10 protein-coding genes and 1 riboswitch are annotated in these 12,497 nt (G+C 61.7%); of the genes, 7 read left to right on the top strand and 3 right to left on the bottom strand.

What is annotated here, in order from left to right; all coding sequences use genetic code 11:
- Positions 1-31: 31 nt before the first annotated feature.
- The 3 genes from QLG12_RS16915 to QLG12_RS16905 all read right to left on the bottom strand — a co-directional run bounded on the left by QLG12_RS16915 (position 32) and on the right by QLG12_RS16905 (position 2,279).
- The gene (locus QLG12_RS16915) at positions 32-1,231 is read right to left on the bottom strand and encodes a glycosyltransferase family 4 protein (protein ID WP_282474943.1); all 1,200 of its coding nucleotides are present in this window, start codon (positions 1,229-1,231) and stop codon (positions 32-34) included.
- Positions 1,232-1,435: 204 nt separating this feature from the next.
- Positions 1,436-1,837 (bottom strand): hypothetical protein, encoded by a 402-nt coding sequence (locus QLG12_RS16910; RefSeq protein WP_085655520.1) that lies wholly within the window; start codon positions 1,835-1,837, stop codon positions 1,436-1,438.
- A gap of 178 nt (positions 1,838-2,015) precedes the next feature.
- Entirely contained in the window at positions 2,016-2,279 is a 264-nt protein-coding gene (locus QLG12_RS16905) for a hypothetical protein (protein WP_282474942.1), read from the bottom strand.
- A 283-nt stretch (positions 2,280-2,562) separates the two neighbouring features.
- Positions 2,563-2,663, top strand: a riboswitch (guanidine-I (ykkC/yxkD leader).
- Positions 2,664-2,726: 63 nt separating this feature from the next.
- Here QLG12_RS16905 and QLG12_RS16900 point away from each other — a divergent pair.
- The 7 genes from QLG12_RS16900 (at position 2,727) to atzF (ending at position 12,453) form a co-directional block, all read left to right on the top strand.
- Positions 2,727-3,794 carry a putative urea ABC transporter substrate-binding protein gene (locus QLG12_RS16900; protein WP_282474941.1) on the top strand — a complete coding sequence of 356 codons (1,068 nt, stop codon included), beginning with the start codon at positions 2,727-2,729 and terminating at the stop codon, positions 3,792-3,794.
- Between the two features lie 18 nt (positions 3,795-3,812).
- Complete coding sequence (locus QLG12_RS16895; RefSeq protein ID WP_282474940.1) at positions 3,813-4,628, top strand: ABC transporter permease; 816 nt, start codon at positions 3,813-3,815, stop codon at positions 4,626-4,628.
- Positions 4,625-5,413, top strand: coding sequence for an ABC transporter ATP-binding protein (locus QLG12_RS16890; RefSeq protein ID WP_108560009.1), 789 nt, complete (start codon positions 4,625-4,627; stop codon positions 5,411-5,413). Before QLG12_RS16895 ends, QLG12_RS16890 begins: the two co-directional genes overlap by 4 nt.
- Positions 5,414-5,426: 13 nt before the next feature.
- Positions 5,427-6,152: an urea amidolyase associated protein UAAP1 gene (locus QLG12_RS16885; RefSeq protein ID WP_197868597.1), complete on the top strand. Its 726-nt coding sequence runs from the start codon at positions 5,427-5,429 to the stop codon at positions 6,150-6,152.
- An 11-nt stretch (positions 6,153-6,163) separates the two neighbouring features.
- Positions 6,164-6,805, top strand: coding sequence for an urea amidolyase associated protein UAAP2 (locus QLG12_RS16880; protein ID WP_064383065.1), 642 nt, complete (start codon positions 6,164-6,166; stop codon positions 6,803-6,805).
- A gap of 218 nt (positions 6,806-7,023) precedes the next feature.
- Complete coding sequence (uca, locus tag QLG12_RS16875; RefSeq protein ID WP_282474939.1) at positions 7,024-10,656, top strand: urea carboxylase; 3,633 nt, start codon at positions 7,024-7,026, stop codon at positions 10,654-10,656.
- 24 nt (positions 10,657-10,680) lie between these two features.
- Positions 10,681-12,453: an allophanate hydrolase gene (gene atzF, locus QLG12_RS16870; RefSeq protein WP_282474938.1), complete on the top strand. Its 1,773-nt coding sequence runs from the start codon at positions 10,681-10,683 to the stop codon at positions 12,451-12,453.
- The last annotated feature ends 44 nt before the right edge of the window (positions 12,454-12,497 follow it).

Genomic DNA, 12,497 nt, shown 5'->3' with positions numbered 1-12,497 from the left:
TAAAATGATCAATCACGTCACTCGAAACAACTCACCCCACCAACTCCTTGAACACTTCGAAGTAGCCATTCACTCCTTTAACCACATCGAATTCGCTTGCCTTCAACCTCGCCGCGTCCTTCATAGATTCAAAGCCACCGAAAGACGTTAAAACCCTGCACACTGCCGTGGCGATTTCTTCAGTGTCAAAAAAATCCACAAGTATTCCGTTGACTCCACTCTCGATAACTTCCCGTACGGGAGCTGTATCTGAGCCGACGACAACACAGCCAGACGCCATTGCTTCCAACAGAGACCAAGACAAAACAAACGGATATGTCAAATACACGTGAGCCTTTGAAAGACTCAGAACCGACCTGTATGTTTGATAAGGCAACTTCCCAACAAAGTGAACATTGGAAATATCAACATCCACCTCCGTGACCATCTTGCTTCGCCAGTTCCGGTATCCAATGGGCATCCGCCCATAACTGACACCATCCCCACCCACTACAATGACCTGCGCGCTCGGGCACTTTTCCTGAATATAGGGAATGGATCTCATAAAACTATGAAAGCCTCGGTAAGGTTCGAGGTTTCTGGCGACATAAGTCACGATAGGCTGACCTGCTTTTATCACGCGCCCACTCGGCAGCGTTACAGACTCGACCTTTTCTGATTCGGCAAATTGAACAATGCCTTCGTGAATGACGCGAATTTTAGACTGATATGTTTTCGGAAAAAGACCGCGCTGCCATTGTGTAGGTGCAATCCCGGCATCACACTGCTCAACATTCAGAAGATGCATCGAATTCAAGACTCTAAGCCTTGAAGACGCGTCCATCGCACAGGGGAACTCGGGATCGAAACCAGAGTCTGCTTCACGCGCTCGATAATAGTACTCACAGAAATGAACCAGAGGCACGTCGGGATACACATCTTTGACGAATAGCGATTCACCCCACCCAGGATGAGCGAGAACTACATCAGGCTGAAAGCCTGCATGGCTGAGCTTCTTCAATATTCTTTGAACTTGTTGCCCGTCCGAAACAGCCTCTTGATATCTATGCAAATAGTCGTGAGCGTCATTAGTCATCTTCCTTGATGGTCGATATCGAAATAACTTCACCCCGGCAATACCTGGCGCTGTATCGCGTCCAATTGCAATGACGCCCAGACGCCTGCGCAATGCTTCCAACGCCACATGACGAAACTGACCGGGAAAATTCTGATGAATGATAAGAAGATTCATATCCGAGCAATATCCCGCGCTTATACACCTCCATGAAATTGAAGTTTTTCAACATCAACATGTGCATACAAACGCTAACAAATGCCCAGAAATAAAACTGTAGGAGGGTTCCGAGAACCTCCTAGGAGATGGTGCGATACACACATTGCAAAAAAACAGGCACAAAAAAAGCGGCGCTCAATGCGCCGCTTTTTTTGCGGGGTGTTACCAGCGGTTACCGTGTCGGCCGTAATCGCCACGTCCACTGTGACGGTCGTAATTGCCACGACCCCGGCGGTCATCCCAGCCACCGCGACGGTGGTCGTCCCAGCGTCCGCGATCATGGTCGTGCCAGCGACGGCTTTCGTAGTAGCGCGGAGCCGGTTGATAGTAACGGGGCGCTGAATAATAACGGGGCGCCGGTTGGTAATAGCGCGGTGCTGGCTGGTAGTAGCGCGGCGCCGAGTAGTACGTGCTGCCGCCGCTGTAGTAGGTGCCACCGCTGTAATACGAAGGTGCCTGCGATGTGTAGACCTCTGAGCTGTAGTAGCCATCTCCGTAGGAATAAGGGACGCACCCGCCAAGGGAAAAAAGCATCACGGTAAACAGAAGAATTCGGCGATACATGGCGGCCTCCTGGACCGCGGGTAGCCACACCAGCGACGCTGGCAGGCGTCAGTCTTTCATTCGGCGACTGACGAAAAATCAGACAGCGTTTTCAGCATCTGGTGCGTTCCTGTAACAACTTGAAACAAGTGATTGATGAAACCTTGTTCATGCAGAAACGCCGTCATTCAGCCGCTGATTAATGGTGCCCACCGTGATATCCGCCGCCGTGATAACCGCGCCCGTAACCGCCCCCATAGCCATGGCCACCGTAGTAATAACGGGCGCCACCGTAGTAACGCGGACCGTAATAACCACCGTAGTAATAGGGCGAGTAATAGCCGGGATAGTAATAGGGCGTGGAGTAAACATCGTAGCCGCCGGCGTAGTAGTAACAACCGGACAGCCCTAGACCGAGCACTGCTCCCAGCAGCACCCGACGCAGCAATTTTGAAATACGCATGGCGGCCTCCTGAAAGACCTGTGACAGCAGTCGGCACAGACCGGCTGACAACAGATTTGACTGGCGGACCGGCAGCGAGTGCCCAACCCTCACGGGCATCGGATCAGCGGCACCGGACGCTGCATGACGGTGCAAGCGCGCACCAACACAAAGCGTTTACACCGAACCCGCCACCTGCAGCAACGCCATGCCCCCTGTTCCAGAGGGCCCGCCTCGACTTGGCACGCCTCTCGCTTTAACAAACCCGTGCAGGAGTCATCACAGGTTCGCGGCACCACAATTTGCAATGGCTGACTAGGGTTCCGGCTCGCATCTGCGAGTGGCTGGTCCGAGAGTTGGCGACCTCCAGTTGAGGTTACACGGCGGGACAAAAGCCCGGGAGACAAGCCACCGTTCGCGGTGCCGCGTTGCCTTCCTGTCCGCCCTCGATCAACTGGAGAAGCCACCATGTCCCGACTACGTTTGCCCGCCCTGCTCGCCGCCGCGTTCGCCGCGCTCATCAGCACTCAATCCCCCGCCGCGCAGAAAGACCACTTCAGTGTCTGCTGGACGATCTATGCCGGCTGGATGCCATGGGAATACGCCGGCAGCCAGGGCATCGTCGACAAATGGGCGAAGAAGTACGGGATCAAGATTGATGTCGTGCAACTCAACGATTACGTCGAGTCGATCAACCAGTACACCGCCGGCCAGTTCGACGGCTGCACCATGACCAACATGGATGCCCTGACCATTCCGGCCGCCGGTGGCGTCGACAGCACTGCGCTGATCGTCAGCGATTTCTCCAACGGCAATGACGGCATCGTCCTCAAGGGCGAAGGCAAAAAAGTTGCCGACCTCAAGGGCATGGATGTCAACCTGGTCGAACTGTCGGTCTCGCATTACCTGCTGGCCCGCGCGCTGGACTCGGTGGACCTGACCGAGAAAGACCTGAAAGTGGTCAACACCTCCGACGCCGACATTTCCGCCGCCTTCAACACCGAGCAGGTCAACGCCGTCACCACCTGGAACCCGATGCTTTCGGACATCAAGGCCAAACCCGGTGTGACCGAAGTCTTCAACTCCAGCCAGATCCCCGGCGAAATCATGGACATGATGGTGGTCAACAGCGCCACCCTCAAAGACAACCCGGCCTTGGGCAAGGCGCTGACCGGCGCGTGGTTCGAAGTGGTCGAGTTGATGAACGCCAAGAACGCGGCGAGCAAAGCCGCGCTGGAGCACATGGCCAAAGCCTCGGGCACCGATCTGGCCGGATTCCAGGCGCAACTGGACACCACCAAACTGTTCGCCACACCGAAAGAAGCCCTGGCGTTCGCCACCAGCAAGCAACTGCCGGAAACCATGCGCAGGGTCGCCGAGTTTTCGTTCCAGCACGGTTTGCTCGGTGAAGGCGCCAAGGACACCAGTGCCGTCGGCATGGCGTTCGCCAACGGCGTGACCAGCGGCGACACCGGTAACCTCAAGCTGCGTTTCGATCCGACCTACGTGCAGATGGCCGCTGACGCCAAGCTGTAAGCCACGGAGGATTTGGCCATGCGCCTGATCAATCGCCACCCGGATCGCCCGAGTCGCCTGTTGCTGGTGATCCTGCCGTTCGCTCTGGTGCTGTTCGCCTACTTCATGGGCTCGGCCGAGCGCCTGGCGGAAAACCCCAACGACAAACTGCTGCCCAGCGCGGTGCAGATGACCGATGCGGTGAAACGCCTGGCGTTCAATGCCGACAGTCGCACCGGTGAGTACCTGCTCTGGCAGGACACAGCATCCAGCCTGCAACGCCTGGCCATCGGTCTCGGTATCGCCGCACTGGCCGGGTTATGCCTGGGCATGGCCGCCGGCACCCTGCCGCTGTTCGGCGCGCCGCTCTCGCCATTGCTGACGGTGCTGTCGATGGTGCCGCCACTGGCGATCCTGCCGATCCTGTTCATCGTCTTCGGCCTCGGCGAGTTGTCGAAAGTGATGCTGATCGTGATCGGCATCACCCCGGCCCTGGCCCGTGATTTGGAACAGCGCGCCCGGGACATCCCCGTCGAACTGCTGATCAAGGCCCAGACCCTCGGCGCCTCGACCTGGACCCTGATGCTGCGCGTGGTGCTGCCACAACTGTTGCCACGCCTGCTGATTTCACTGCGGCTGATGCTCGGTTCGGCGTGGCTGTTCCTGATCGCCGCCGAAGCCATCGCTTCCACCGACGGTCTGGGCTACCGGATTTTCCTCGTGCGCCGCTACCTGGCGATGGACGTGATCCTGCCGTACGTGGTGTGGATCACCCTGCTCGCCTGGCTGATGGATTGGGGCCTCAAATACCTGACCCGTCGGGCATTCCCCTGGTATGAGGGGGCCGCCAAATGAGCTTCATCACGGTGAAAAACGTCTGGCAGCAATACGCCGACCAAGTGGTGCTGGAAGGCTTGAACCTCAACGTCAACGAGGGCGAGTTCTGCACGCTGGTCGGTGCCTCGGGCTGCGGCAAGTCGACCTTCCTGCGCCTGCTGCTCGGCCAGGAAACCGCCAGTCGCGGTGAGATTCTGCTCGACGGCCAGCCACTCGCCCACGAACCGGATGCCAGCCGTGGCGTGGTGTTCCAGCGCTACTCGGTGTTCCCGCACCTGAGCGTACTGGACAACGTCGCCCTCGGCCTCGAACTGCCCCGGGCGCCACTGCTCGGTCGTCTGTTCGGCAGCGCCAAACGGGACGCCCGCGAACAGGCCTCGGCGCTGCTGCACAAAGTCGGCCTCGGCCATGCGCTGGACAAGTACCCGGCGCAACTGTCCGGCGGCATGCAACAGCGGCTGGCGATCGCCCAGGCGTTGATCATGAAACCGCGCGTGTTGCTGCTCGACGAACCGTTCGGTGCGCTCGATCCGGGCATCCGCAAGGACATGCACGCCCTGCTGCTGGAGCTGTGGCGCGAGACGCAACTGACGGTGTTCATGGTCACCCACGACCTGTCCGAAGGTTTCAGCCTCGGCACCCGTTTGCTGGTGTTCGACAAGGTCCGCCTCGACCCGCACGCCCCCGGCGCCTATGGCGCCCGCATCACCTACGACATCCCTTTGAACAGCGACCGCCGCGCCCAACGCGCCGCCGTCGACGCCCTGCCCGCCGAGCTGGCCGGCACGCTTCGTATTGCCTGAGAGGACTGCTCCCATGACTGATTCGACCCAACTGTTTCCCCCCTTCGCCGAAGAAACCCTGCCCGGCGGCGGCCACCGTTCCTTCGTCCTGAAACGCGGCCAGCTACTGCGCCTGACCGACCTGCGCGGCGGCGCCAACGTCAGCCTGACCCTGCTCAACGCCAACGAGAAAACCGAGCGCCTGAACCTGCCCGACAGCCTCAAGTGCCAACACACCGCCAAGCTCACCACCGGCCACTGCCTGTACTCGGACATGGGCCGGGTGCTGGCGGCAATCACCGCAGACACTTGTGGCTGGAGCGACAGCCTCGGCGGCGTGCTGTGCGCTGAAGAGGTCGCCGAAAAATACGGCCAGGGCCGCTATCAGGAACTGCGCAACGGCTTCTTTCGCAACGGCACCGACAACCTGCTGGTGGAACTGGGCAAGTGGGGCCTGGGCCTGTCCGACCTGCTGATGACCCTCAACCTGTTCAGCCGCGTGAACGTCGATGAAGCCGGGCGCTTCCATTTCGTCGAAGGCCATTCGAAGGCCGGCGATTACATCGAGCTGTACGCCCCGATGGACACCCTCGTCGTCCTCACCGCCCTGCAACACCCGATGGATCCCTCACCTGAATACGCGCCTAAACCGCTGAAGCTGAGCTGGATGAACGCCGACCCGAGCGTCGCCGAGCACTGCCGTACCTCGCGCCCGGAGAACGAGCGCGGCTTTATCAACACCGACCGCTTGTTCGCCTGAGGATCGTCGCCATGTCAGTTGCAATCGCCACTTCGCAAAAACAACCCGACACTGCGGTGTACCGCGCCACCATTCCCGCCGGCGAACCCTGGCTGATGGAGGTCAAGGCCGGCCAGACCCTGCGCATCCTCGACCTGGAAGGCAATCAGGCGGTCGATACGCTGTTCTACAGCCTCGCCAATCCCCGTGAACGCTACGACGTGCAACGCACATTGCGCCGGCAGAACAGCGTGTACCTGAGCACCGGCAGCGTGTTGTATTCCAATCTCGGCAAACCGATGCTGACGATCATCGCCGACACCTGCGGCCGCCACGACACCCTCGGCGGCGCCTGCGCGCAAGAGAGCAACACCGTGCGCTACGCCCTGGAAAAACGCTACATGCACAGCTGCCGCGACAACTACCTGCGCGCCTGCGCCCACGACGGGCGCCTGAGCAAAGGTGATATCGGGCCGAACATCAATTTCTTCATGAACGTGCCCGTGACCGCCGACGGCGGCCTGACCTTCGAGGACGGCATTTCCGCGCCGGGCAAGTATGTCGACCTGCGCGCGGAGATGGACGTGATCGTGCTGATCTCCAACTGCCCGCAACTGAACAACCCGTGCAACGCCTACAACCCGACACCTGCGGAGCTGCTGGTATGGAACTGACATTCGTCCGGCTGCGCCGTTGGTTGTTTGCCCTGTGCCAGGCCCGTTCCGGCCAGTGCCTGAAATCCCCCAAACACCCCTGAACCCTGCGGGAGCTGGCTTGCCCGCTCCCACAAGGTCAATGGTGACTTTCGAAAGTGTGATTTTGCCGTCGGGGACGACCCCGGCGCTCATCGAAAAACTGCGGGACGGCCCGCATCCCCTTCAGGGGTTTTGCCATGTTCGAAAAAGTCCTGATTGCCAACCGTGGCGCGATTGCCTGCCGCATTCTGCGCACCTTGCGTGAACTGCACGTCGAAGGCGTCGCGGTGTACTCCGAAGCCGATGCCGCCAGCCTGCACATCCTGCAAGCGGACGAAGCCCACAGCCTCGGTGAAGGCGCAGCGGCCGGCACTTATCTGGCCGTCGAAAAGATCCTCGCCATCGCCAAAGCCAGCGGCGCCACCGCGATCCACCCAGGCTACGGCTTCCTCTCGGAAAACGCCGCATTCGCCGAAGCCTGCGCCAACCATGGCATAGCCTTCATCGGCCCGACCCCGGAGCAACTGCGGGTGTTCGGCCTCAAGCACACCGCCCGCGCGCTGGCCAAACAGCACGGGGTGCCGATGCTCGAAGGCACCGAACTGCTCGACAGCCTCGACGCCGCGCTGATGGCCGGCGCGCAGGTCGGTTATCCGGTGATGCTCAAAAGCACCGCCGGGGGCGGTGGCATCGGCATGCGCGTGTGCCGTAACGCCAGCGAACTGAGCGAGTCGTTCGAGGCGGTGAAGCGTCTCGGCCAGAACAATTTCAGCGACGCCGGGGTGTTCATCGAGAAGTACATCCAGCGTGCGCGGCATCTGGAAGTCCAGGTGTTCGGCGACGGCCATGGCGAAGTGATCGCCCTCGGCGTGCGCGACTGTTCGGTGCAGCGGCGCAATCAGAAAGTCCTCGAGGAAACCCCGGCACCGAACCTGCCCGACGGCATGGCGGATGAGCTGTGCGCGGCGGCGATCAAACTGGCCAAAGCGGTGAATTACCGCAGCGCCGGCACCGTCGAATTCGTTTTCGACAGCGATGCGCAGCGCTTCTATTTTCTCGAAGTGAACACCCGGTTGCAGGTTGAACACGGCGTCACCGAACAGGTGTGGGGCGTCGATCTGGTGCGCTGGATGATTGAACTGGCGGCAGGAGATCTGCCGCCGCTGAGCACATTGTTTGAGGGCCTGAAACCGGACGGCCACGCGATTCAGGCGCGACTGTACGCGGAGGATCCGGGGCGCGATTTCCAGCCGAGCCCAGGGCTGCTGACCGCTGTGGAATTTCCTGCGGCCAACGGTATTCAACTGCGCATCGACACCTGGGTCGAGGCTGGCTGCGAGATCCCGCCCTACTTCGATCCGATGATCGCCAAAGTCATCAGCTGGGCGCCAACCCGCGAACAGGCCCGCGCCGATCTGCATCAGGCCCTCGGCGACAGCCTGCTGTACGGCGTGGAAACCAACCGCGATTACCTGCGGCAGATTCTGCTCGATACACCGTTCGCCAGCGGCCAGCCGTGGACCCGTTGCCTGGAAGGTCTGGTGTACCGGGCCAACACGTTTGAAGTGCTGAGCGCCGGCACCCAGACCAGCGTTCAGGACTACCCCGGTCGCCTCGGTTACTGGGCGGTCGGCGTGCCACCCTCGGGGCCGATGGACAGCCGCGCGTTGCGCCTGGGCAATCGCTTGCTGGGCAATGCCGAAGGCGCGGCGGCACTGGAAATCACCATGAACGGGCCGCTGCTGCGCTTCAATTGCGACGCGGTGGTGGCGGTGACCGGGGCACCGTTGGCGCTGACCCTCGACGGCGAAGCGATGCCGATGAACACCGCGCTGTTGATTGAGGCGGGCAGCCAGTTACATCTCGGCGGCTTGCTCGACGCCGGCGCCCGCAGCTACCTGTGCCTGCGCGGCGGCCTGCAGGTGCCGGACTATCTGGGCAGCAAAAGCACCTTCACCCTCGGTCAGTTCGGCGGTCATGGCGGGCGAGCCCTGCGTGCCGGGGACGTGTTGCACCTGGCCCCACTGAGCGACCGAAGCGCCGGGCAGACCCTGGCCCCGCATCACGTCAGCGAACTGCCCGCCGTGCGCCGGATCCGCGTGATCTACGGCCCCCACGGCGCGCCTGAATATTTCACTGAAAACTACATCGACACCTTTTTCGCCACGCAATGGGAAGTGCATTTCAACTCCAGCCGCACCGGCGTGCGCCTGATCGGGCCGAAGCCGGAATGGGTGCGCGCCGACGGCGGCGAGGCCGGTCTGCATCCGTCGAACATTCACGACAATCCCTACGCCATCGGCGCCGTGGACTTCACCGGCGACATGCCGGTAATCCTCGGCCCGGATGGCCCGAGCCTTGGCGGCTTCGTGTGCCCGGTGACGGTGATCGAGGCGGATCTCTGGCAACTGGGTCAACTCAAGGCCGGGGACAAAGTGCAGTTCGTGCCCGTCGATCTCAAGACCGCACGCGATCTCGCCCTCAAATGGGACACCTGTGGGAGCTGGCTTGCCAGCGATGGGGCCCGACCAGACACCGCGTCAACTTCATCACTGGCAAGCCAGCTCCCACAGGGTCTGGTTTCGCCTGTGGTTCTGGAATTAGGTGAGGACGACAAGCGGCTGGTCGGGCGTGTGTCCGGCGATACCCATCTGCTGCTGGAAATCGGCGCGCCGGAACTGGATCTGGTCCTGCGCTTTCGCGCCCATGCCCTGATGCAGGCGCTGGAAGGCAAAAACCTGCACGGCGTGATCGACCTGACACCGGGCATTCGTTCGCTGCAGATCCACTACCAGCCCGAACAATTGCCGCTGGCCGATCTGCTCGGCATCGTCGCCGGTGAATGGGATGCGGTGTGCGCCGCCCAGGACCTGCAAGTGCCGTCTCGCATCGTCCACTTGCCGCTGTCGTGGGACGATCCGGCCTGCCAGTTGGCCATCGAGAAATACATGACCACCGTGCGCAAGGACGCGCCGTGGTGCCCGAGCAATCTGGAGTTCATCCGCCGCATCAATGACCTGCCCAACCTCGACGAAGTGCAACGCACGGTGTTCGACGCGAGCTATCTGGTGATGGGCCTCGGTGATGTGTATCTCGGCGCACCGGTCGCCACCCCGCTCGACCCGCGCCATCGACTGGTGACCACCAAATACAACCCGGCGCGCACCTGGACCGCCGAGAACTCGGTGGGCATCGGCGGCGCCTACATGTGCGTGTACGGCATGGAAGGGCCCGGCGGTTACCAGTTTGTCGGACGCACCTTGCAGATGTGGAACCGCTATCGCGAAGTCGCGGCGTTCGACGGCAAACCGTGGCTGCTGCGGTTTTTCGATCAGATCCGTTTCTACCCGGTCAGCGCCGAAGAACTGCTGCGCATCCGCCGGAATTTTCCCCTCGGGCGTTTTGATCTCGACATCGAACATAGCCAGCTCAACCTCGCCGACTACCAGGCCTTTCTGCAACGCGAAGCCGAAAGCATCAGCGCGTTCCGGGCGCAGCAACAGGGTGCCTTCCAGGCTGAGCGCGAACGCTGGATTGCCAGCGGCCAGGCGCACTTCGACAGCGAAGAAGCCGTGCCGGACAGCAGCGAAGACACACCGCTTGCCAGCGGCCAGCAGAGTATCGACAGCCACATTGCCGGCAACCTCTGGCAGGTGCAGGTCGAGGTCGGCAGTCGCGTGGCGGCCGGTGATGTGCTGGTGATTCTGGAGTCGATGAAGATGGAAATCCCCGTGCTCGCGCCCATGGCCGGGGTGGTGCAGGACATTCGCGTGCAGCCGGGATCGGCGGTGCGTGCCGGACAACGGGTCGTGGTGCTGGAACTCGACTGAAACCATTTGCCAAAGGATCAACCCATGAATCTGCAATTCGATGCCCTGCGCCAGGCCTACCGCAATGGCGACACCACACCCCGGCAATTGCTGTTGGCGTTGCGGGAAAAAGCCGCTGCACTGAACCCGGACTATCACCTGTTCATCCATCTGCTCAGCACCGAAGAACTGGAACCGTATCTGGCCGCCCTCGACGGTCACGACCTCGACAGCCTGCCGTTGTATGGCGTGCCGTTTGCGATCAAGGACAACATTGATCTGGCCGGTGTCCCGACCACCGCTGCATGCCCGGCGTTCGCCTACGTACCGGAGCGTTCGGCGACCATCGTCGAGCAGCTGCTGGCGCTGGGCGCGATCCCGCTGGGCAAGACCAATCTCGACCAGTTCGCCACCGGCCTCAACGGCAGCCGTTCGCCCTATGGCGTGTGCCCGAACAGCGTGTTGCCGGAGTATCCGTCGGGCGGTTCGAGTGCCGGCTCATCGCTGGCCGTGGCGCTCGGCGTGGCCAGTTTCGCGTTGGGCACCGACACGGCCGGCTCCGGCCGGGTGCCGGCGGCGTTGAACAATTTGGTGGGCCTGAAGGCCAGCAAAGGGCTGATCTCCACCGCCGGCGTGCTGCCTGCCTGTCGCACGCTGGACTGCGTCACCACGTTCACCGCAACGGCCCGGGAAGCCAGTCAGCTGCTGGCGCTGACCGCGCGCCTCGATCCGAGGGACGAATACAGCCGCAGCAATCCGTCATGGAACGACGGCTCCGCCTTTGGCGTGCCACGGCCGTTCCGCTTCGGTGTACCACGTGCGCGAGACCTGGCGTTTTTCGGCTGTGAGGAAGGCCCGCGGCTGTTCGGCGATGCCATCGGCCGTCTGAAAGCTCTGGGCGGTGAAGCGGTCGAACTGGACCTGTCGCCGTTCCTCGAAGCGGCGCGGTTACTTTATGAAGGGCCGTGGGTGGCCGAGCGCTACAGCGTGGCCGGCGAGTTGATGGAAGAAAATCCCGAAGCAGTGCTGCCGGTGATCCGCGCGGTGCTGGCCAAAGCACCGGCCGTCAGCGGCGTGCAGACATTCCGTGCGCAATACCGCCTGCAAGCGCTGAAAGCCGTTTGCGATAAAGCACTGGAAGGACTCGACTGCGTGCTCACGCCCACCATCGGTCGTCCGGTGACGCTGGCGGAACTCGACGCCGAACCGGTGCTGCGCAATTCCGAACTGGGCTACTACACCAACTTCATGAACCTGCTCGATTACGCTGCCGTCGCCGTACCCAGCGGTTTCATGACCAACGGGCTGCCGTGGGGTGTAACGCTGTTTGGCCGGGCGTTCACCGATCAGTATCTGCTGAGCGTGGCCGATGCCTTGCAGCGCCAGCAGGATCCCGCGCTGCCGACGCCGAACAACCCGGCGCGCCATGACCGTGCGCGACTGGTGGTCTGCGGCGCGCATCTGGACGGCTTGGCCCTGAACTGGCAGTTGCGGCAACGCGGCGCACGCCTGATCGAGGCCACTTACAGCTCGAAGGACTACAAACTCTACGCCTTGGCCGGCGGCCCACCGTTGCGTCCAGGAATGCTGCGCGTGGCCGAAGGCGGCGTGGCCATCGCCGTGGAAGTCTGGGAGCTGCCGAGCAGTGAACTGGGCTCGTTCCTGACCGGAATCCCGGCACCGCTGGGCCTGGGCAAGGTGCAACTGGCGGATGGCCGATGGGAAAGCGGATTCATCTGTGAACCCTACGGCCTGGAAGGTGCAACCGACATCAGCCATTTGGGTGGGTGGCGAGCGTATCTGCAAACCGGAAACTGATCCGAACAGCGGCCCCCTCTCGTTCCGGGAGGGGGCTGGATGAG

This window comes from Pseudomonas sp. V88_4 (assembly GCF_029967985.1).
Classification (GTDB): domain Bacteria; phylum Pseudomonadota; class Gammaproteobacteria; order Pseudomonadales; family Pseudomonadaceae; genus Aquipseudomonas; species Aquipseudomonas glycinae.
Note: the sequence above shows the minus strand (reverse complement) of the source record. Positions and strands in the feature narration are given on the sequence as shown.

Coding starts and splice junctions, on each gene's coding strand:
- atzF (WP_282474938.1), top strand. CDS start 10,681: ATGAATCTGCAATTCGATGCCCTGCGCCAGGCCTACCGCAATGGCGAC.
- uca (WP_282474939.1), top strand. CDS start 7,024: ATGTTCGAAAAAGTCCTGATTGCCAACCGTGGCGCGATTGCCTGCCGC.
- QLG12_RS16915 (WP_282474943.1), bottom strand. CDS start 1,231: ATGAATCTTCTTATCATTCATCAGAATTTTCCCGGTCAGTTTCGTCAT.
- QLG12_RS16890 (WP_108560009.1), top strand. CDS start 4,625: ATGAGCTTCATCACGGTGAAAAACGTCTGGCAGCAATACGCCGACCAA.
- QLG12_RS16900 (WP_282474941.1), top strand. CDS start 2,727: ATGTCCCGACTACGTTTGCCCGCCCTGCTCGCCGCCGCGTTCGCCGCG.
- QLG12_RS16895 (WP_282474940.1), top strand. CDS start 3,813: ATGCGCCTGATCAATCGCCACCCGGATCGCCCGAGTCGCCTGTTGCTG.
- QLG12_RS16910 (WP_085655520.1), bottom strand. CDS start 1,837: ATGTATCGCCGAATTCTTCTGTTTACCGTGATGCTTTTTTCCCTTGGC.
- QLG12_RS16880 (WP_064383065.1), top strand. CDS start 6,164: ATGTCAGTTGCAATCGCCACTTCGCAAAAACAACCCGACACTGCGGTG.
- QLG12_RS16885 (WP_197868597.1), top strand. CDS start 5,427: ATGACTGATTCGACCCAACTGTTTCCCCCCTTCGCCGAAGAAACCCTG.
- QLG12_RS16905 (WP_282474942.1), bottom strand. CDS start 2,279: ATGCGTATTTCAAAATTGCTGCGTCGGGTGCTGCTGGGAGCAGTGCTC.